We start from the raw sequence: 19,448 nt of genomic DNA on the forward strand, positions 1-19,448 counted from the left end.
TGTTGTTAATTTAGTTCATTAGAATCTGCGGTTGATTCCACCAGTTAACTGCTGCCTACCGCCACTGGAACCTGTTATTTCAAAAAAGGCTGACCATTCCTTGTTGAAGGTATAGTTGGCACCTACAATAGGCTCCCATACATCAGCAGTGCGTTGGGAAATTTGGTAATTAATTTCGTCATCTGATCCCGGTATTTGCTGACTTCCGGTAATTCTAAGCTCATTGTCCATATAGCTTGCGCCGATATATACAGCTAAACTGTTCCCGTTTTGGAAAGGGATGACTTTGCCTAGCCTTGGCGATGCTGACACAACAGTGCCATCGATACTTCTATCATCCATTTTCATTTTGGTGAAAGAAATGGGAATCGACACAAAATAATTATCCCAGCCTGCGGCAAGCACAGTGCCTACAGTATACGTTTTTCCCTCCATGTTCACGTTGGTGCTATACACGTCACTGCTATTTCCCTCCCAGCGCTTGCACTGCTGACGCTGGTGAAAACCACTATTGGGGCTACTACAGTTTACTCCTAACTGGTCTAGAAGCGCATCACCATCAATGCTAAAACTCACATTTGCATCACCGGATACTTTGCCCACCGAGCCAAACACATTCATGAACGGAAACAACCAAGCGTCCAGTTTGATCTGTGGTGTTGCGCTCTCACTAGAATTATTTTCAAATGGCACAAACTCTACAGGAACGTATCCACCTTCTTGATTTTGTACTGAAAGGTCATACAGATCCATATTTTGGCTTGTAGTTGCATAGATGAAACTAACCCCGATCGGATAAGGTAAGTCGTGGCCAAGCTCAATAACACGTTGACCATAAAAAGGTAACGCTCGATCCCAGTGCTTTGGCGGTTCTATCTTGGCACTATCGGTCGATTTCATTGATGTTGGTAGTTCACTGTAGTTATCAATATCGTTAGCGGACGTTAGGGTATCCTTTCCTGTATTAGTTATATTCGAGCCAGCATTAACGGCTTGCTCCGAATAAACAAAACTAGATGGTATATTGCTAATAGTGGCCATCTTTGTCTGCTCAAAATTGGACTCTTCGCCAATAGAAGGCATAGCTGTCAGCGCCGTTGTGGCAAAGGCTATAATGGGCAGTAGATTCTCAACAACAGAATTGATAGCACCTTTCGTCATTTTTCTCCCTCCTCGAGTGGATTTGCAACGCAACAACGTTGTGTAATGGAAGGAATTTAAAACTATTTATCAGGGGGTATTGCGATTTCTACACATAGCGTACAACTTGCGCGATTTCTGTTGGAAAGTGTCGTGCCTCAGCAGAGCAATCCTCAAATCAGTTCTTTGCCAGCCTTATCACTGATAAGAGTGGAGACTTGGTCATGCTTGCGAGGCAAGCAATGAGCTGTGCTATCTCATTTTTGCCCAATAACCAGTTAAGGTGTGGCTACAGACTATCAGCACGCACAAAAAAAGCCGCTCTAATGAGCGGCCATATCATTAACGCGAGTTAAGATCTAAACACTCATCCACCGTTTCACATCGGCTTCATCTACTTCGTCTTTGCTGCCTTGCAATACAACATTGCCGCGATCTAATACGGTGTAGTTGTCGGCAAGTGCTACAGCAAAGTCAAAATATTGCTCTACTAATACAATCGCCATTTCGCCGCGATCGCGCAGTAGTGCCAATACCTTTTGGATATCTTTAATAATGGAGGGCTGAATCCCTTCGGTAGGTTCGTCTAGCATTAACAATTTAGGGCGCATGATTAAAGCGCGCGCTATCGCTAATTGTTGCTGCTGGCCACCCGATAAATCTCCGCCGCGGCGCGCCAGCATTTGCTTTAGCACTGGGAACAAACGAAAGATTTCGTCGGGAATAAAACGCTCCGATTTAGGTAATACCGAAAACCCGGTTTTAAGATTCTCCAGCACCGTTAGTTGACCAAATATCTCACGCCCTTGCGGTACAATCGCAATGCCTTGCTTGGCACGTTGCGCCGCCGACATTTTGCTAATGTCTTTACCGTTAAACATAATGCTGCCGGCGCTAATGCTTTGCTGACCCGCTAACGCTTTTAGCAGCGTGGTTTTACCCACGCCGTTGCGCCCGAGTACACAGCTTATTTTGCCCGGCTCGGCACTTAGGCCTACATTGTAAAGCGCTTGGCTAGCCCCGTAATGACTATCTACTTTAGAAAGTTCTAACATTCCGTCGCCTCCTAGCGCCCTAAGTAAACTTCGATGACTTGCTGATTTTGCTGCACTTGCTCAAGGGTGCCTTGAGCCAATACCGAACCTTCGTGCAATACCGTTACTGGGCAATCTAGTGCTTTTACAAAATCCATGTCGTGCTCTACCACCACTAAAGAGTGCTTTTTAGCCAGTTCTTTAAACAGCTCGGCGGTGAGGGCGGTTTCTTCGTCGGTCATACCGGCGGCGGGTTCATCAATGAGCAATAACTGTGGCTCTTGCATAATTAACATGCCAATCTCTAGCCACTGTTTTTGACCATGCGACAAAGAGCCAGCTAACCATTCTTGCTTATCTGCTAAACGAATCAGCGCTAAGGTGTCGCCAATTTGTTTATTGTCGCTAGAGGACAGTTTATGCATCAAAGATTCAAACACACCACGGCGTCCGGCCAAAGCTAATTCGAGGTTTTCGAATACCGTTAGGTTTTCGATTACCGAGGGTTTTTGAAACTTACGGCCAATGCCAATGTTGGCAATTTCGGCTTCGTCGTGCTGGGTTAAATCGATATCGTTATTAAAAAATACCGTGCCTTCATCGGGGCGAAGCTTGCCAGTAATTACGTCCATCATGGTGGTTTTACCAGCACCATTGGGGCCAATAATCGCGCGCATTTGACCAGGCTCTAAAATTAACGACAAGCTATTTAGGGCTTTAAAACCATCGAAGCTTTTGGTTACACCATCTACATACAAGATGGTGTCTTGAGGAATATGTACACTACGCATTTACTGCACCCTCCGCTGGATCGGCTTTTTTCTCGGTTGCTGGAGTTGGCTCAGTTACAACAGCAGTGCTTACCTTAGTTGCAGCTCTTTCTTGCAACTTTGCTTTGATACTGCCATACAAACCCACCACGCCTTTTGGCAACCACAAAGTCGTTACCACAAACAAAGCCCCTAAGAAGAACAACCAAAGCTCTGGGAATGCACCGGTAAACCACGATTTACCAAAGTTAACCAGCAGCGCACCAAATACCGCGCCAAACAAAGTGCCTCGGCCACCAACGGCTACCCAAACAATACTTTCGATGGAGTTAAGCGGCGCAAATTCACCCGGGTTAATAATGCCCACTTGCGGCACATACAAAGCACCAGCTACGCCAGCCAACATGGCCGAAACTACAAACACAAACAGCTTAAAGCGCTCTACGCGGTAACCGATAAATCGGGTACGGCTTTCGCTGTCGCGCACGGCAATTAATACTCGACCAAGTTTTGAATTCACAATCCAGCGGCACAATACATAAGCGCCAGCTAAGGCCAGTGCACTTAAGGCAAACAACACCGCACGGGTTGAATCTGCTTGCAAGCTAAAACCTAGAATGTCTTTAAAATCGGTTAAGCCGTTGTTACCACCAAAACCCATGTCGTTACGGAAAAATGCCAACATCAGCGCATAAGTAAGGGCTTGGGTAATAATCGACAAGTACACACCGGTTACTCGCGAACGGAAGGCTAAGTAACCAAAAATAAAGGCCAAAATGCCCGGTGCCAAAAACACCATCAACATAGCAAAGGGGAACATATCAAAACCCAGCCAATACCAAGGTAATTCCGACCAATCGAGAAATACCATAAAGTCTGGTAATTCTGGGTTAGCGTACACGCCACGGTCGCCAATTTGGCGCATTAAGTACATGCCCATGGCGTAGCCGCCCAGTGCAAAAAAGGCACCGTGACCCAAGCTTAAAATACCGCAATAACCCCACACTAAATCCACTGCAATGGCCAGCAAGGCATAACATAGGTATTTACCCAACAAGGTTACCCAGTAAGAACTAAGGTGCAAAGGGTTCTCGGGGCTAAGCGCCAAACTCATTAATGGCACTAAAATCGCCGACAATAACAAAGCCAGCAACATGGCGTTGCCCACTTTGTCTTTCACTAAAAATCGAACTAATACAGACTTAGGCATGCTTTAGTCCTCCACCGTACGGCCTTTCAAGGCAAACAAGCCTCGAGGACGTTTTTGAATAAATAGAATGATGAACACTAGAACCAAGATTTTGGCTAATACAGCACCGGCAAACGGTTCCATTAGCTTGTTAGCCACACCTAAAGTAAGTGCGCCAATCACTGTGCCAAATAGGTTACCCACGCCGCCAAATACCACCACCATGAAGGAATCGATAATGTAGTTTTGGCCCAAGTTTGGTCCCACATTGGTTAACTGACTTAAAGCAACACCAGCAATACCGGCAATGCCTGAGCCTAAACCAAAGGTCATGGCGTCTACCCAGCTTGAACGAATACCCATAGAGTTGGCCATTGGGCGATTCTGAGTTACCGCACGCATTTGCAAACCAAAGAAGGTTTTACGCAAAATGGTCCACAGTAGTGCCACCACCATAAAGCTGAAAATGATGATGTAGAGACGGTTGTAGGTAAGAGACAATACGCCGTTAATTTCTAGTGAGCCACTCATCCATTGCGGGGTAATCACCGCTTGGTTAAGTGGGCCAAAAATACTGCGCACTGCTTGTTGCAAAATAAGGCTTAAACCAAAGGTGGCGAGTAGCGTTTCTAGTGGGCGACCGTATAGGAAGCGGATAACGCCGCGCTCAATTAATACCCCCACTAAGCCAGATACGAGGAAGGCGGTAGGAATTGCCACCAGCAAAGACCACTCGATATTGTTTGGCATTAGTTGCTGCACCACATAGGTAGTGTAAGCACCCAGCATGATCATTTCGCCGTGGGCCATGTTAATTACGCCCATCACACCAAAGGTAATCGCTAAACCTACTGCGGCTAGCAGCAATACTGCGCCTAGGCTTAAACCAAAGTAGATGTTTTCGGCCACGCTGTTTATTTGTAACAGCTGATCATTGGTAGCAATGGCTTTATCAATGGCGGCTAATACTTGAGGCTCTTGCTCACTAGCTTGCTGTTTAACTAATACGTTACGAGAGGCAGGGTCTAATTGACCTGCCAGTAGCTCGGCCGCAGCTAAACGCTCAGCAGTTTCGCCAAATTGCAGATTAATAATCGCCTGCATTTCTTTAAGTTTGGCAATTACCTTTTCATCTTGCTCGGCAACTAGGCGCTGCTCGATAAGCGGCGTATGAGATTGGTCAGCGGTATTCATTAATGAACGAATCGCAGCTATTCGAGCGCTAGGCTCATCGGCATTTAAACCAATAAGCGCCAAGCCATTGCGAAGCTGTCGACGAATTTTGTTGTTAACCGAGATTTTCTTAATAAGAGATTTTTTAACGCTACCTAATTCAGCGCCATCAACCACCGAACTTAAGTTATAAAGGCTGCCTTCTTTTACCGCTACTACCACTTTTTTATCGGATTTTTGGTAGTACAGATTGGCACTTAATAAACTTTCGAAGATCAGGCTGTTGCGCTTGTCTCCGCTAGCAATTAGCTGTTCAATGGCTTGTTGTTTTTGATTATTTTTTTTTGCAGTTAAGGCCTGCACTGCCTGCTCCCAATCACTTGCTGCAGCTGGTAATACCCAAAGCATGAGTAAAACACCGGCCAACAAGCGTGCGAAGCGAGATATGTATATGCTCAAAACAATCCCTACTCTTGATTGATTCAATACAAAAAAGGCGCCACCGATATTACTCAGCCGCGCCTTTTAAAAAGTGCCCGTAGGCACTTAGCTGTTTACGCGTACCTAGGTTCTATTTGTCTTTTGGGCTGTTGAGCTCAAAAGCGCAACAGTTCCTTAGTAGTTTTGACCAGAACATTGGCCAGTTTTGATGTTGAAGTTGCCACACTTAATTGGGGCAGTCCAATCAGCAACAATAGTGCTAGATTCAGTTAGGTGGTCAGTCCAAGCATCACCAATTACGCCACCAGCAGTTTGCCATACTGTGTCGAATTGACCGTCAGCTTGAATTTCACCAATCAGTACTGGTTTAGTTAAGTGGTGGTTAGTGTTCATTACCGCGTAACCGCCAGTTAAGTTAGGAACAGTGATACCGTACATAGCGTCACGTACTGGATCTGTTTCTGTAGTACCGGCTTTTTCTACCGCTTCAGCCCACATTTGGAAACCAATGTAAGTTGCTTCCATTGGGTCGTTAGTTACACGCTTGTCGTCGCCAGTGTAAGCTTTCCAAGCAGCAATAAACTCTTCGTTAGCTTCGCTGTCTGCGCTTTGGAAGTAGTTCCAAGCCGCTAAGTGACCCACTAGAGGTGCTGTATCAAAACCAGATAGTTCTTCTTCACCTACTGAGAAGGCCACTACTGGAATGTCTTCAGCCGAGATACCTTGGTTAGCTAGCTCTTTGTAGAAAGGAACGTTTGCGTCACCGTTAATGGTTGAAACAACCGCTGTTTTCTTGCCTGCACCACCAAATTTCTTCACGTCAGAAACGATAGTTTGCCAATCAGAGTGACCAAATGGCGTGTAGTTAATCATGATGTCAGCTTCAGCTACGCCTTTAGACTTAAGGTAAGCTTCTAAGATTTTGTTGGTGGTACGTGGGTATACGTAGTCGGTTCCGGCTAGAACCCAACGTTCTACACCTTCTTCGTCCATTAGGTAATCAACCGCTGGAATCGCTTGCTGGTTTGGCGCAGCGCCAGTGTAGAATACGTTTTTAGAGCTTTCTTCACCTTCGTACTGAACTGGGTAGAAAAGCATACCGTTTAGCTCTTCAATTACAGGAAGTACTGATTTACGAGATACCGAAGTCCAACAACCGAAGATAACGTCTACTTGCTCTTTATCTAGTAGCTCACGTGCTTTCTCGGCAAATAAAGGCCAGTTAGATGCTGGGTCAACCACTACAGGTTCTAGCTTCTTACCTAATAAACCACCCTTTTTGTTTTGCTCTTCAATCATCATAAGCACTGTGTCTTTCAGTGTTGTTTCACTGATAGCCATGGTGCCTGATAACGAGTGCAATACGCCTACTTTAATGGTTTCTGCAGCTTGGGCTGCATTCATTGAGAAGGCAAGTGCTACACCACTTGCAACCGTTGCGATCTTCTTCCATTTGCTATGTTGTGTCATTGCTATATTTCCTATTTTTTATAGTCCTTTAGAGCATGCGGTACCTCATGCAATGCTAAGATAGCTAGAGCATCGACTATGCCAAGTAGAAAATAACAAATAAAAACAACAGCTTAACCAAATGATTTATATATCACTAGCAATTGGGCGCACAATACATGAGCGTTTGCCTCAAATAAACGCACCAAAATGATCGAACAATTAATAAACACCAAACAAACGCACCAAGTTGGCCACTGCGCACCAAAATGATCCATCCCAAACTGCTGATTTTGCGCTATTTTAAATAGGAACCGCACTTAGGGTAGCTCGATAAAACTGGTTTAGTTCTTGCTCTATTAAGGAAGAGGAAAATCACTCCCGGCCATGAAAGAAGGATAACAGTGAGTCAGCAAGAGCAAATCGCATGCAGCAATTCGCACGCCCCCATTAAGCAAGGTTGGGTAGCCACCCTTGATTTGGGCTTTGCCCCTATCGCTAATAAAACTCGCTTAACCCTCAATCAAAGCCAAGGACCATTGCGGGTACAACGTCCTTTTCACCCAGAACTGGCTGCACCAGATTGTTGCCACGTGTATTTATTACACCCACCCGGTGGCTTAGTGGCTGGCGATCACCTACTCATGAACGTTGAATGCCTAGCTGGCAGCAAAGTAGTACTCACCACTCCGGCATCAGGCAAGTTATACCGCTCTAACTTGGCCCGCCAGCAGCAACGCCAAGAGCAGCGTTTTCATTTACAGAACAACAGCAGTTTAGAGTGGTTGCCGCCAGAAACCATTGTCTTTAATGGTGCTCAAGGCCGCTTAGATAGCCACTTTATGTTGCAAGGCAATGCCCAGCTGATTGCTTGGGAAATTACCTGTTTAGGCCGTAAAGCTAGCGACGAAGACTTTGACCATGGCGAGCTACTGCAATCCATCAAGGTATATCGCGAGCAGCGCCCACTGTTGATAGAAAATACCCGAATCGACAATGCTAATACTGCCGCTAATCCAGCGGCATTGGCTGGCAAACACGTTTATGCCTGCATGTTGGCCACGGTAGATTTACTGGATGAGCTGGCGCAAAAACAATTGCTAGAAGATCTACGCGAACAATTAGCCTGCGCCGATGTGGGCATTACCTTGGTGCGAGGTTTAATCATATTGCGCTACTTAGGGGATAAGGCCGAACAAGTTAGGCAAGAATTTGAAGCCGCTTGGGCCATCATTCGCCCAGTGACTTTGGGCCACCCGGCTGTTCCCCCACGAATTTGGAATACCTAATTTAATACTACGAGGCAGACATGGAATTAACCCCAAGAGAGAAAGATAAGTTATTGCTGTTCACCGCCTTTTTGGTCGCCGAGCGACGTAAAGACAAAGGGCTAAAACTTAACTACCCCGAAACCGTGGCTTATCTCTCGGCCAGCATCGTAGAAGGCGCTCGCGAAGGCCGCAGTGTTGCCGAGTTAATGAGCTGGGGCCGCACCTTGCTAAGCCGTGACGATGTTATGGATGGCATTGCCGAAATGGTGCACGAAGTGCAGGTGGAAGCCACCTTCCCCGACGGAACCAAGCTGGTTACCGTGCATAACCCAATCCCTTAGGCCACTAGTAGAGGAACAGCAAATGATACCCGGAGAACTAATCATTGATGATGGTGACATTGAGCTAAACCAAGGTTTAGCCACAGTGACCATAGATGTTGCCAACAGTGGCGATCGCCCAGTGCAAGTAGGCTCGCACTACCACTTCGCCGAAACCAACCCAGCCCTGCATTTTGACCGTAAAGCCGCTTTAGGTTTTCGTCTTAATATTGCCGCCGGCACCGCAGTACGTTTTGAGCCAGGCCAAAGCCGCCGCGTAGAACTGGTTGCCTTAAGCGGCAAGCGCGAAGTATACGGCTTTAGAGGGGAAGTAATGGGCAAACTAAGTGACGAGGAACAAGCATGAGCAAAATGGATAAACGCGCCTATGCCGAAATGTTTGGCCCAACCGTGGGCGACAAAGTACGCCTTGGCGATACCGAACTAATTATTCAAGTAGAAAAAGACTACGCCCAATATGGCAGCGAAGTGAAATTTGGTGGCGGTAAAGTTATTCGTGATGGCATGGGACAAAGCCAAGCCAGCTGTGCCATGGTGCCAGACACGGTCATTACCAATGCCTTAATTTTAGATCACTGGGGCATTGTTAAAGCCGACATCGCACTTAAAGAAGGTCGCATTCAAGCCATTGGTAAAGCCGGTAACCCCGATATTCAAGACAATATTGATATCGAGATTGGTGCAGGCACCGAGGTTATTGCCGGTGAAGGCCAAATTATTACTGCCGGCGGGGTAGACTCGCACATTCACTACATTTGCCCTCAACAAATTGAAGAGGCGCTAATGTCGGGCACCACCACCATGTTAGGTGGCGGCACCGGACCCGCAACGGGCACTAATGCCACCACGTGTACTCCGGGGCCTTTCCACTTAGGCAAAATGCTGCAGTCGGCCGATAGTTTCCCAATGAACTTAGGCTTTTTGGGCAAAGGTAACGCCAGCTTACCGCGTCCCTTAGAAGAACAGTTAATGGCTGGCGCGATGGGCTTGAAACTGCATGAAGACTGGGGCACCACGCCAATGTCTATCGACAACTGTTTAACGGTTGCTGATAACTACGACGTACAGGTAGCCATTCATACCGATACCTTAAACGAATCTGGTTTTGTAGAAGATACTATTGCCGCCTTTAAAGGACGGGTAATTCATACTTACCACACCGAAGGCGCAGGCGGCGGCCACGCTCCCGACATCATTACCGCCTGTGGTTTAGACAATGTTTTGCCATCGTCTACCAACCCTACTCGCCCGTATACCATTAATACCGTAGACGAGCACTTAGACATGCTGATGGTATGTCACCACCTCGATCCAGCTATTCCAGAAGACGTGGCCTTTGCAGATTCGCGGATCCGTAAAGAAACCATCGCCGCCGAAGACATCTTGCACGATTTAGGGGCGTTCTCGATGATCGCCTCCGATTCACAAGCTATGGGTCGAGTGGGTGAAGTGATTACCCGTACTTGGCAAACCGCCCACAAAATGAAAGTGCAGCGCGGTTTATTGCCCGAAGATAAAGAAATTGGTTGCGACAACTTCCGTGCTAAACGTTACGTTGCCAAGTACACCATCAACCCAGCGATTACTCACGGTATTGCCCATGAAGTTGGCTCGGTTGAAGTGGGTAAATTGGCCGATTTAATATTGTGGAAACCCGCCTTTTTTGGTGCTAAGCCGTCATTAATTATTAAAGGTGGTGCAATTGCAGCAGCACCAATGGGCGACCCTAACGCGTCTATTCCAACGCCACAACCAGTGCACTATCGCCCAATGTTTGGCGCTTACGGCAAAGCGATGACCGAAACCCGAGTGACTTTTGTAAGCCAAGCCGCTTTAGATGCAAAAATTGATGAAACCTTAGGCCTCACTAGTCGCCTAGTGGCCTGTAAAAATACCCGCAGTATTAAGAAGCAAGACATGGTGCACAACCACTACCAACCACATATGGAAGTGGACTCGCAAACCTATGAAGTACGCGCCGATGGCCAATTGCTCGAATGTGAACCCGCTACCGAGCTACCGCTCGCTCAGCGATACTTTTTATTTTAAGGAGAGAATGAATGTTAAAGGTGTATCAAACCCTCCATCACTATCACGGCCCGGTGCATCACCAAGTGGTATTGAGTTACGAATTGCGTAAAAAAGCCCGCATTAAGGCACAAACCGAAGCCAAACAAGATATCGGCTTTTTCCTTGAGCGTGGCCAAGTGCTGCAAAATGGTCAAATGCTCGAAGCCGACAATGGCGAAGTGGTTGAGATTAAAAGTGCCGACGAGTTGGTCACCACTGCCTATAGCGATGATCCACTAATGTTCGCCAAGGTTTGTTACCACTTAGGCAACCGCCATACACCGCTGCAAATAGGCGAAGGTTGGGTGCGCTTTCAACCCGACCACGTATTGCAAGACTTAGTGGAGCTTTACGGGCTACGAGTAGAACAGCACCAAGGGCCTTTTGACCCAGAAACCGGTGCTTACCACAGCCATTTACCAGGGCACAGCCACTAATGTCTAGCATGGCGCAACTTCAGCTAATGCGCTTGGTTAGCCCAAGCCTACCGGTGGGCGGCTTTGCCTATTCGCAGGGTTTGGAATACGCCATCGAAAACGGCTGGGTGAACAATCCGCAGCAGCTACGAAACTGGATAAGCGGCTGTTTAGAAGCAGGTTTAGCCTGCCTCGACATCCCCATGCTAGCGGCGCTTTATCAAGCTTGTGAAGCCCAAGACTTCGCTAAGTTTGAAAGCCTAAACCTAGAGCTTATAGCCAGCCGCGAAACCCTCGAGTTAGAGCTAGAAGATGTGCAAATGGGTAACGCCCTGCGCACCTTGCTCACTCAGCTTGATGAGAGCATCACTGCAAAGCTGAGCGATGAGCCAATGAGTTGGACCAGCATGTTTGCCTTAGCGGGCGTACATTGGCAAGTTGCGCTCAACGAGCTAGCCGACGGCTACCTATGGACTTGGCTAGAAAACCAACTGGCAGTAGCGGGTAAAACTCTGCCGCTTGGACAAACTGCCTGCCAAAAATTATTGAGTGAGTTACTGCCACTGCTGCCACCAGCACGCGAGTCTGGACTCACTCTACCCTTTGAACAAATTAGCGGGTCGTTACCAGCCTTAAGCTTGGCTAGCGCCCTTCACGAAACCCAATATTGTCGGCTGTTTCGCTCTTAGCGCAGCTACAAAAAAGAGGATCCATAATGAGCATAAAACAAACTTTACGTGTAGGTGTTGGCGGCCCAGTAGGTTCAGGCAAAACCGCCTTACTTACTGCCCTATGTCGAGAACTAAAAGACCGCTTCAACCTAGCTGTTGTGACCAACGACATTTATACCAAAGAAGACGCCCAGTTTTTGCTGCGTAATGATGCCCTAGCCGAAGACCGTATTTTAGGTGTAGAAACTGGCGGTTGCCCACACACCGCGATTCGCGAAGATGCATCGATGAACCTAGCTGCCATTGCTGAGCTTAATCGTCGCCACCAAGGCTTAGATTTAGTATTAGTAGAAAGCGGCGGCGACAATCTAAGCGCCACCTTTAGCCCAGAGCTAAGTGACTTAACCTTGTATGTTATTGATGTAAGTGCTGGCGACAAAATCCCGCGTAAAGGTGGACCAGGAATTACTAAGTCTGACTTATTGATCATCAATAAAACCGACCTAGCACCACACGTTGGTGCCTCGCTAGAAGTGATGGATCGCGACGCCAAGAAGATGCGCGGCGAACGCCCATTTGTATTTAGTAACCTTAAAACCAGCGACGGTTTGCAAACCATTATCAACTTTATTATCGAGCAAGGCATGTTGGAAGAGTCCAGCCCAGCCACTGCTAACTAGTTTCAATTTACAAGGAATCTACCATGAAAAGACTACTGACTTTGGCTGCAGGCCTACTAATTAGCTTACCGAGCTTCGCTCACGAGGGGCACCACCACGGTTTGAGCGAAGGCCTATTGCACCCACTTACTGGCCTTGACCATCTAATAGCCTTAAGCCTAATTGGTTTATTAGCCAGCCAAACTGGCAAACTTAAACTAAGCATGGCGCAAAGTGTTTTTGCCTTAATCGTTGCAGCCCTTGTTGCCAGCATGGGTTTTGTACCACCAATGTTAGAAACAGGCTTAGCGATTTCACTGCTGGTTATGGCGGTATTAGTCGCTAAAGTATTGCCTAAAGCGGCTAGCGTAGCGGGTTTAGCAGTATGTTTAGTGGCTGCTTTACACGGTGCTGCTCATGGTAACGAAGTACCAGCAGGCGCAGATATGAAGCTATTCTTCGCTGGATTTATTGCCAGTTCTATCGCCCTTATTGGTGGTGGCTACTTGCTAGGTAAAACGGCGCAACAGTCTGCTTACGGTCAAAAAATCACTCGCGCTATCGCTGGCTTAGCTGGCGCCTTTGGGGTAACTGCTCTGGTAGCTTAAAACCCTGCATAGCACTGCGCCGCTGGTAAGATTTGCCAGCGGCGACAAGCATCACCTTTTGCGGCATAATGCCGCTATGAGCACCCATTCGTTGTCGACCCACGCACTGCAACAGCAAAGCCAACTTAGACCCGAGCACATCGCACTAAGCATTGGCCAACAGCATGTCAGCTATCAGCAGCTTTATGCCATGGTTAAGGCCACGGCCGAGCAATTGCGCTTGCAAGGCCTCACGAAAGGCTCAAGGCTATGTTGTTTTGGTGAAGATCCGCTGCGAATGCTGCTATTACAGCTAGCAAGCTTAGAGCTTGGCTATATCTTCTGCCCGCTTAATCACCACCACCCTCTCAGCCAATTACAGGCCTTAAGCGCTACCGTAGAGTGCCAGTTTTATTGGAGCAACTTGGATCTGAGCTTAGATCAAGGCAAGCGGGTTGAATTTAACCCTCATCAAGCACTTAGCTGCTCTGATGCTGGCGAGCTCGACAGCGAAGCTCCGATGAGCATGGTGTTTACATCTGGCAGTAGCGGCCCACCTAAAGCCGTGGTGCACTGCTGGCGAAATCACTACTACAGCGCTCAGGGCTCACAAGCGATGATCCCTCTCAACCACCAAGACCAGTGGTTATTGTCTTTGCCGCTTTACCATATTGGCGGCCAAGCCATAGTATGGCGCTGTATATTGGCCGGTGCGCGGATTGTGATTGCGCAAAATAAAGGCCGAGTATTTCCCGACTTGTTAGCTAGTGCGACCACTCATGTCTCGCTGGTACCGACCCAACTTTACCGCTTGCTGACCCAAGCTAAGTTTTGGGCGCATAGCTTAAAACTAAAACATATCTTGATTGGTGGCGCAGCCTGTAACGAGAGTTTATTGGAAGAAGCGATTAGCCGTGGTTTTCATGTATATAGCTCTTATGGCAGCAGTGAAATGAGTTCGCAAATCGCCACCCGTCATCACAGCTTGGGGCAAAACAGTTATCAGATTTTGCCGCATCGCCGCGCCAAAATACATCAAGGCGAAATTTACTTACGTGGTAAAACCTTGTTCCTAGGTTATTGGAAAAACGGCGAAATTTTGAAAGCTTGTGAACCTGATGGTTGGTTTAACAGCGGTGACAGAGGTTTAATTGAAGGCGCTCACCTCTTTACATTAGGTCGTAGTAACAACATGTTTATCTGTGCTGGCGAAAATATTCAGCCCGAAGAAATTGAGCTTGCGCTATTGCAACATCCGCAAGTTAATCAAGCAGTGGTGGTTGCGCAACAAAATAGTGAGTACGGCCAATGTCCGGTGGCTTTTATCAAGGCCGAACAAAAGCTAGATAAACAGCAGCTGAATCTGTTTTTACGCCAGCAGCTGGCGGCGATCAAACTACCGATCGCCTATTTTGAATTACCCGCTCACAACTCGCTAAAGCCATCGCGTAGCGTGCTGAGCACATTGGCTAATCACAAATCCAGTTGTTGTGACCAGTGTTGAAGTTCTGAAATGCTAATCCAAGATTGTTGATAGGCGTGTTGTAAGGCACTGTGTTGCTGCTCTTTAAGGCTATGGTGGGAATCAGGAACAAAGCAGCATGCTCCTTTAAAAAATTGCTCTCTTTCTGCTAAGTAACGGCTTAACAATCCGGTGTTGGCGAACGCTTGTTCTGTTCTCATAAGCACTCCTTACGACTAAAAATAGCTAGCGCTTAGAAGCTGAGCGAGGGAGCTAAATCACTCTCGGCAGCTTCATACAATGGTGAACCCCTATATGAGTATCAACCACTTACCTTACATTTAGCACGCATTTCCCCCCTCAACAAGCACTATTTCGCAGCATTTAGCCAAATTAGCTTAGCCTGTCACGATATCTGCGCAGGCTTGCCGATAAAAGCAACAGCTCAGAGGTTTACCTTGTGATGAGCTATCTCTAGAATGCTCGACAAACAATAAATGAGGTAACTATGAAAATTGCAGTATTTGGTGCTGGGGCACTTTGTTTAGTGGCATTTTCGAGCAATGCTAATCCCGAGCTTGGGGTAATGGTAGGCAGCGACAATGGTATTAGCGCTCAGTTTAACGATATTCGAGTGAACCTAGGACTTAACGATTTCTCTTTAAGTGGCGATAAAATCATTGGTTTTCCTGAGCAACAATACTTTTATTACGGCTTTGGCGGTAAATGGAGCGATCACCACCATCATAAGCTAGGCGCTCGTGCAGTGTTTGGGGCGCATACTGTAGTTGATAAATTTCGATTCTTTGCCGAGCTACAACCAATAGTGTATGTGATTGACGACCTTGAAGTGAAGCTCGAAGCCAGTGCAGGTGTTCGCTACATGTTCTAACAGCTCAGCCATTCTCTGCTAGCCTTAAAAGATACTAAAATCATGGCCTATGAGAATGCAGCACACGGATATTGGCTTGCTCAGCCGGTTTGTTAAAGCCTATGAGCAACGCCACCATTACCCAGAGATGACCAGCTCTAGCAGCAGAAGAAAGATTTTCTCCGACTTAGAGCAATCATTAAACTGCACGCTATTCGACCCCGACTACAGACGCTTAAACGAACAAGGCCAGCAGCTTTACCAGCGTGCTAAGCAGCTACAACTGCAACTAGATAACTTCCTGCAAAGCCCTGTAGATAAACCACAGCCGCAACAAATCGTGATTGGTTTAGACGAATTTGTACCCAGCCAAAGCTTATTACAATGTTACCCACGCTTTATTAGTGAACTTTCGCTGCAACAGCTGAAACTGGTACAATTAAGCAGTAGCCAACTGCAACAGCAATTAGTTAACGGTAATATTGATATTGCCCTACGGGTTGCCCAACAAAATAAACCACCAAAAACCCATTCACGCCGTTATTGTAATTTGAGCTTGGCGCTGGCCTGTGCCGCTCGTCATAGTTTGAGTAAACACCAGCAACTAAGCGCCGAACAATTGCAGCGCCACCGCCAACTGTGTTTAAACCATCTACCACTAGAGCTGCAACTTAACCGGGTAAACTGCTGGCAGCTCAGTCACCGTGAAATGTTGCACGATTTGCTAGTACTTGGAATGGGCTGGGCCATCGCTCCACGTCATTGGTTGGAGTCCAGTTTTCGTAATGGTAGCTTGATAGAATTACACCTAAGTAATTACTTCTCACCAACCAAGTTAGAAATAGAAATCCTTTGGCTAAATAGCCAGCACGACAGCCAAGTAGCGCAATGCTTAAACCTATTAAGCTTGAGTGCTTACGATGGATGAGCAAGCCAAACAAGCCGCCTTAGAAGCCTTTGTATGCCTTGCCAAACATGGCAACTTAATAAAATGTGCCGAGCAGCTTAAGTGCTCCGAACTACAGGTAATACAGCGAGTTGACCAACTAGAAAAGCAGCTTGCTTGTTGCTTGTTCAATCAACACGCCGCTCCCTTTCCACTGAGTTCAGCAGGGCTTGCGCTTATTGAACAAGCAGAACTCATCGTTAGTCGCTACCACGAGCTACAACGCCATTGTCACCATTTACAATTGGGAAAAAGCCTTAAGCTGAGTATTAGCTATCAGTCGTGGTTTCCTAGCCCTTGGCTTACCTTGCTAGCCAATCAATTGCAGCGTTTTGACCCTTTGCTGGATCTGCAGTTTAGCGGCAATAGCCAACAACATGTTCACTTTAGCTTTTCGGCTCAGAGCCAACAAAAAGATACTCAAGTACTTAATTGGCGCCCCGCCAAATTAATCAAAGTCGCCCACCCCAGGCTGGTCAATCACCAACAGCGCTTTGATGGCCACTTAAAGCTGTTTGATATTCGCGAGCCCCAGCAAAGTAATTTGTTTATCGGAGAGACCTTATTACTGGATGCGCTAGAAGCCGCTTTAGGCTGGGCAATTTTGCCACAAATCAGTGTCGAATCTCGGCTCGCCGAAGGACAACTTAAAGCTTGGCCTGATTTAATCGCAGAGTTACCGACCTACTTACATTTGTCTCATCACTGCCCAGAAGACATTCGCACTTGGCTACTGCAACAACAGGCAGAGTATTGTGAATTACCCTAAACAATAGCTTATAATTAGCCCGCCTTTATTAAACTAAGAGATCAATGAGTCGAGTTCGTTGTCAGCGCTGCTTGCGCCCTCAAAGCCACTGCTTGTGCGCAGACATTCCCCGCTGCACGCATCGTCATCCAGTGATTATTTTGCAGCACCCCAGCGAGCAACAGCACGCCAAAGGCACTGCCCACCTTGCTTGCTTAGCTCTCAACAATGGCCAAATAATGGTGGGCGAAACGGCTGAGGATTTTGCCGAGTTAAAGCAGCAAGTTGAGCTAAATCCAGATCAATTCATACTAATTTATCCCAGCGAAAACAGCCGCCCAATAGAGCAATTAAACGATGCGCAAGTAGCGGCTTATAGTGCCCCCCAATCTCCCGCTACAATTGTGCTACTTGATGGCACATGGCGAAAAGCCAAAAAGCTGTGGCACCTTAACCCTTGGCTACAGCAACTAGCGCAATTTCACTTCGACAAAGCCCCAAAAGGCCAATACAAAATACGAAAAACCTCCATTGATAGCGGCTTATCGACTATAGAGGCGATTGGATATGCACTAAATCAGTTAGAAATGTTTGACTCTACTCCTTTAGTAGAGATTTTGCATGCTCTGGCGAACCAACAGCTTTCAGCAATGCCAGCGGCGGTAAAAAAACGTTACTAATTGATTGCGGCTTGTTGACACAAATAAGTACATAAAACACCCGCGAAGCTGGTCAAAACTGCATATCAAGACTACGTTAAATCTATGTGTATAACATATATGTAGGAGTGTTTTTGCATGTCTAAGAATAATGTGGTGGAACCGAGCCCCAGCAAAATGGATGAGTGGAAGGTATTTCTATTTATCGCTGTTGTGCTTTTTCCTATTTTGGCAGTGGTCACAGTAGGCGGTTATGGCTTTATTGTTTGGATGCTCCAGATAATGATGGGCCCTCCCGGACACGGCTAACTACCCAGCCCTTTCTTTTACTAACAAGCAATCCGCAGCAATGTGAGACACCACCATGAAAAATATGCTGAAGAAATTTTGGTCAATAGTGAGCAAACCAAGCGTGCATTTAAGCTTTGGTTTTTTGACTATTGGCGGATTTGTTGCCGGTATCATTTTCTGGGGCGGCTTTAATACCGCTCTAGAAGTCACCAATACCGAAGAATTCTGTATTGGCTGCCACGAAATGGCCGACAACGTCTATGTAGAACTGCAAGATACAGTGCATTGGAAAAACAACTCTGGGGTGCGAGCCACCTGCCCAGATTGTCACGTACCACATAATTGGACAGACAAAATTGCCCGTAAAATGCAGGCCTCTAAAGAAGTGTATGGTGCAATATTTGGCACCATTAATACCCGCGAAAAATTCTTAGCAAAACGTGGTGAACTAGCCCAGCACGAATGGGACCGCTTCACTGCCAATAACTCCTTAGAATGTAAAAACTGTCACAACTACAACAGCATGGACTTTGATTCCATGTCTGAGCGTGCTCAAGTGCAAATGAAAATGGCCGCCGAGCGCGACCAAAGCTGTATTGATTGCCACAAAGGTATTGCCCACGAGCTACCTGAAAACATGAATTCTGGCGAAGGCACTTTAGCCAAGCTAGAAGAAATGGCCACCTCAGGTTACAAGCAGGGAGAAACCTACTACAGCGTTCGCCAACTGCCGATGTTCACCAGCCACGAGCTTAATCAAGAAGCAGGCCAGCTTAATGCAGCCACAGCGGTGAAAATTGTCGAAGTGAACGGCGATGCCATAAAAGTAGAAATAGACGGCTGGCGTAAAACTAAAGGTTTTGGCCGAGTCTTGTTTGAAGACTTTGCCATGAACATTAACGATGGCTTCTTAACTAAAGAAGTGGCGCAAAACGATAGCATCTTCCAGAAAGGCGAAACCAAAGAGGATGACTTAACAGGTTTGCCTTGGCAAAAAGTTTCAGTAGAACTGTGGATGCGCAATGGCTCACTCACCGATTCACGCGAAACCTTGTGGCAGTTTGCTAAAACCACTTACGATACGGCCTGTAGTGTTTGTCATACCCAGCCTGCCGAAAATCACTTCGACACCAATACCTGGCCAGGTATGTTTAACGGGATGTTGTCGTTTGTGAACTTAGATGGTGATACCCAAGCGCTGGTATTAAAATACCTACAATTACATTCTTCAGATTTTTCTGACGCTGGCCACTAATAAGG

General features: G+C 46.9%; 22 protein-coding genes. 15 read left to right on the forward strand and 7 right to left on the reverse strand.

Features of this window, described 5'->3' with window-relative positions:
* Window positions 1-18 precede the first annotated feature (18 nt).
* The 6 genes from K5609_RS20245 to urtA form a co-directional block, all read right to left on the reverse strand.
* A complete protein-coding gene (locus K5609_RS20245; protein WP_221075208.1) occupies window positions 19-1,161 on the reverse strand; it encodes a hypothetical protein in 1,143 nt (380 codons plus the stop codon).
* Between the two features lie 338 nt (window positions 1,162-1,499).
* The gene (urtE, locus tag K5609_RS20250; protein WP_016403127.1) at window positions 1,500-2,195 is read right to left on the reverse strand and encodes an urea ABC transporter ATP-binding subunit UrtE; all 696 of its coding nucleotides are present in this window, start codon (window positions 2,193-2,195) and stop codon (window positions 1,500-1,502) included.
* An 11-nt stretch (window positions 2,196-2,206) separates the two neighbouring features.
* Window positions 2,207-2,965: an urea ABC transporter ATP-binding protein UrtD gene (gene urtD / locus K5609_RS20255; protein ID WP_016403126.1), complete on the reverse strand. Its 759-nt coding sequence runs from the start codon at window positions 2,963-2,965 to the stop codon at window positions 2,207-2,209.
* A complete protein-coding gene (gene urtC, locus K5609_RS20260) occupies window positions 2,958-4,154 on the reverse strand; it encodes an urea ABC transporter permease subunit UrtC (RefSeq protein ID WP_221075209.1) in 1,197 nt (398 codons plus the stop codon). Before urtC ends, urtD begins: the two co-directional genes overlap by 8 nt.
* Window positions 4,155-4,157: 3 nt before the next feature.
* Window positions 4,158-5,765, reverse strand: coding sequence for an urea ABC transporter permease subunit UrtB (gene urtB / locus K5609_RS20265; RefSeq protein WP_221075210.1), 1,608 nt, complete (start codon window positions 5,763-5,765; stop codon window positions 4,158-4,160).
* 156 nt (window positions 5,766-5,921) lie between these two features.
* On the reverse strand, window positions 5,922-7,151 hold the full coding sequence (gene urtA / locus K5609_RS20270) for an urea ABC transporter substrate-binding protein (protein ID WP_246612010.1): 1,230 nt from the start codon (window positions 7,149-7,151) through the stop codon (window positions 5,922-5,924).
* A 449-nt stretch (window positions 7,152-7,600) separates the two neighbouring features.
* Between urtA and K5609_RS20275 the strand changes: the two genes are divergently transcribed.
* The 9 genes from K5609_RS20275 (at window position 7,601) to menE (ending at window position 14,715) form a co-directional block, all read left to right on the forward strand.
* Window positions 7,601-8,485 (forward strand): urease accessory protein UreD, encoded by an 885-nt coding sequence (locus tag K5609_RS20275; protein WP_221075212.1) that lies wholly within the window; start codon window positions 7,601-7,603, stop codon window positions 8,483-8,485.
* Between the two features lie 20 nt (window positions 8,486-8,505).
* Window positions 8,506-8,808, forward strand: coding sequence for an urease subunit gamma (gene ureA, locus K5609_RS20280; RefSeq protein WP_163133355.1), 303 nt, complete (start codon window positions 8,506-8,508; stop codon window positions 8,806-8,808).
* A gap of 22 nt (window positions 8,809-8,830) precedes the next feature.
* Complete coding sequence (locus K5609_RS20285) at window positions 8,831-9,154, forward strand: urease subunit beta (protein WP_221075213.1); 324 nt, start codon at window positions 8,831-8,833, stop codon at window positions 9,152-9,154.
* Window positions 9,151-10,857 (forward strand): urease subunit alpha, encoded by a 1,707-nt coding sequence (gene ureC / locus K5609_RS20290; protein ID WP_221075214.1) that lies wholly within the window; start codon window positions 9,151-9,153, stop codon window positions 10,855-10,857. The genes K5609_RS20285 and ureC overlap by 4 nt, the downstream gene beginning before the upstream one ends.
* Before the next feature lie 11 nt (window positions 10,858-10,868).
* Window positions 10,869-11,315: an urease accessory protein UreE gene (gene ureE / locus K5609_RS20295; protein ID WP_163133352.1), complete on the forward strand. Its 447-nt coding sequence runs from the start codon at window positions 10,869-10,871 to the stop codon at window positions 11,313-11,315.
* Window positions 11,315-11,983: an urease accessory protein UreF gene (locus tag K5609_RS20300; RefSeq protein ID WP_221075215.1), complete on the forward strand. Its 669-nt coding sequence runs from the start codon at window positions 11,315-11,317 to the stop codon at window positions 11,981-11,983. The genes ureE and K5609_RS20300 overlap by 1 nt, the downstream gene beginning before the upstream one ends.
* 26 nt (window positions 11,984-12,009) lie before the next feature.
* Window positions 12,010-12,645, forward strand: a complete 636-nt coding sequence (ureG, locus tag K5609_RS20305; protein ID WP_163133350.1) for an urease accessory protein UreG — start codon at window positions 12,010-12,012, stop codon at window positions 12,643-12,645.
* 23 nt (window positions 12,646-12,668) lie between these two features.
* Window positions 12,669-13,232 carry a HupE/UreJ family protein gene (locus K5609_RS20310; protein WP_221075216.1) on the forward strand — a complete coding sequence of 188 codons (564 nt, stop codon included), beginning with the start codon at window positions 12,669-12,671 and terminating at the stop codon, window positions 13,230-13,232.
* 76 nt (window positions 13,233-13,308) lie between these two features.
* Window positions 13,309-14,715 carry an o-succinylbenzoate--CoA ligase gene (menE, locus tag K5609_RS20315; protein ID WP_221075217.1) on the forward strand — a complete coding sequence of 469 codons (1,407 nt, stop codon included), beginning with the start codon at window positions 13,309-13,311 and terminating at the stop codon, window positions 14,713-14,715.
* Here the strand turns inward: menE and K5609_RS20320 are convergent.
* A complete protein-coding gene (locus tag K5609_RS20320; RefSeq protein WP_163133347.1) occupies window positions 14,685-14,894 on the reverse strand; it encodes a hypothetical protein in 210 nt (69 codons plus the stop codon). The two genes, menE and K5609_RS20320, sit on opposite strands and share 31 nt — an antisense overlap.
* Before the next feature lie 287 nt (window positions 14,895-15,181).
* On the opposite strand from K5609_RS20320, the gene K5609_RS20325 reads away from it, so the two are divergent.
* From K5609_RS20325 to torC, 6 genes are all read left to right on the forward strand, one after another.
* Complete coding sequence (locus tag K5609_RS20325) at window positions 15,182-15,565, forward strand: hypothetical protein (protein WP_016403112.1); 384 nt, start codon at window positions 15,182-15,184, stop codon at window positions 15,563-15,565.
* Window positions 15,566-15,620: 55 nt separating this feature from the next.
* A complete protein-coding gene (locus K5609_RS20330) occupies window positions 15,621-16,472 on the forward strand; it encodes a LysR family transcriptional regulator (protein WP_221075218.1) in 852 nt (283 codons plus the stop codon).
* Entirely contained in the window at window positions 16,465-17,259 is a 795-nt protein-coding gene (locus K5609_RS20335; RefSeq protein ID WP_221075219.1) for a LysR family transcriptional regulator, read from the forward strand. Before K5609_RS20330 ends, K5609_RS20335 begins: the two co-directional genes overlap by 8 nt.
* 44 nt (window positions 17,260-17,303) lie before the next feature.
* Window positions 17,304-17,918, forward strand: a complete 615-nt coding sequence (locus K5609_RS20340) for a tRNA-uridine aminocarboxypropyltransferase (RefSeq protein WP_221075220.1) — start codon at window positions 17,304-17,306, stop codon at window positions 17,916-17,918.
* Between the two features lie 117 nt (window positions 17,919-18,035).
* The gene (locus tag K5609_RS20345; RefSeq protein ID WP_163133342.1) at window positions 18,036-18,206 is read left to right on the forward strand and encodes a periplasmic nitrate reductase, NapE protein; all 171 of its coding nucleotides are present in this window, start codon (window positions 18,036-18,038) and stop codon (window positions 18,204-18,206) included.
* 55 nt (window positions 18,207-18,261) lie between these two features.
* Window positions 18,262-19,443: a pentaheme c-type cytochrome TorC gene (torC, locus tag K5609_RS20350; RefSeq protein ID WP_221075221.1), complete on the forward strand. Its 1,182-nt coding sequence runs from the start codon at window positions 18,262-18,264 to the stop codon at window positions 19,441-19,443.
* The last annotated feature ends 5 nt before the right edge of the window (window positions 19,444-19,448 follow it).

Source organism: Agarivorans aestuarii, assembly GCF_019670125.1.
In the GTDB taxonomy this organism is placed as follows: domain Bacteria; phylum Pseudomonadota; class Gammaproteobacteria; order Enterobacterales; family Celerinatantimonadaceae; genus Agarivorans; species Agarivorans aestuarii.

Coding starts and splice junctions, on each gene's coding strand:
- K5609_RS20320 (WP_163133347.1), bottom strand. CDS start 14,894: ATGAGAACAGAACAAGCGTTCGCCAACACCGGATTGTTAAGCCGTTAC.
- K5609_RS20340 (WP_221075220.1), top strand. CDS start 17,304: ATGAGTCGAGTTCGTTGTCAGCGCTGCTTGCGCCCTCAAAGCCACTGC.
- K5609_RS20310 (WP_221075216.1), top strand. CDS start 12,669: ATGAAAAGACTACTGACTTTGGCTGCAGGCCTACTAATTAGCTTACCG.
- torC (WP_221075221.1), top strand. CDS start 18,262: ATGAAAAATATGCTGAAGAAATTTTGGTCAATAGTGAGCAAACCAAGC.
- urtA (WP_246612010.1), bottom strand. CDS start 7,151: ATGAATGCAGCCCAAGCTGCAGAAACCATTAAAGTAGGCGTATTGCAC.
- K5609_RS20245 (WP_221075208.1), bottom strand. CDS start 1,161: ATGACGAAAGGTGCTATCAATTCTGTTGTTGAGAATCTACTGCCCATT.
- ureG (WP_163133350.1), top strand. CDS start 12,010: ATGAGCATAAAACAAACTTTACGTGTAGGTGTTGGCGGCCCAGTAGGT.
- K5609_RS20325 (WP_016403112.1), top strand. CDS start 15,182: ATGAAAATTGCAGTATTTGGTGCTGGGGCACTTTGTTTAGTGGCATTT.
- K5609_RS20330 (WP_221075218.1), top strand. CDS start 15,621: ATGCAGCACACGGATATTGGCTTGCTCAGCCGGTTTGTTAAAGCCTAT.
- urtC (WP_221075209.1), bottom strand. CDS start 4,154: ATGCCTAAGTCTGTATTAGTTCGATTTTTAGTGAAAGACAAAGTGGGC.
- ureC (WP_221075214.1), top strand. CDS start 9,151: ATGAGCAAAATGGATAAACGCGCCTATGCCGAAATGTTTGGCCCAACC.
- menE (WP_221075217.1), top strand. CDS start 13,309: ATGAGCACCCATTCGTTGTCGACCCACGCACTGCAACAGCAAAGCCAA.
- K5609_RS20285 (WP_221075213.1), top strand. CDS start 8,831: ATGATACCCGGAGAACTAATCATTGATGATGGTGACATTGAGCTAAAC.
- ureE (WP_163133352.1), top strand. CDS start 10,869: ATGTTAAAGGTGTATCAAACCCTCCATCACTATCACGGCCCGGTGCAT.
- urtE (WP_016403127.1), bottom strand. CDS start 2,195: ATGTTAGAACTTTCTAAAGTAGATAGTCATTACGGGGCTAGCCAAGCG.
- urtD (WP_016403126.1), bottom strand. CDS start 2,965: ATGCGTAGTGTACATATTCCTCAAGACACCATCTTGTATGTAGATGGT.
- K5609_RS20345 (WP_163133342.1), top strand. CDS start 18,036: ATGTCTAAGAATAATGTGGTGGAACCGAGCCCCAGCAAAATGGATGAG.
- K5609_RS20335 (WP_221075219.1), top strand. CDS start 16,465: ATGGATGAGCAAGCCAAACAAGCCGCCTTAGAAGCCTTTGTATGCCTT.
- ureA (WP_163133355.1), top strand. CDS start 8,506: ATGGAATTAACCCCAAGAGAGAAAGATAAGTTATTGCTGTTCACCGCC.
- K5609_RS20300 (WP_221075215.1), top strand. CDS start 11,315: ATGTCTAGCATGGCGCAACTTCAGCTAATGCGCTTGGTTAGCCCAAGC.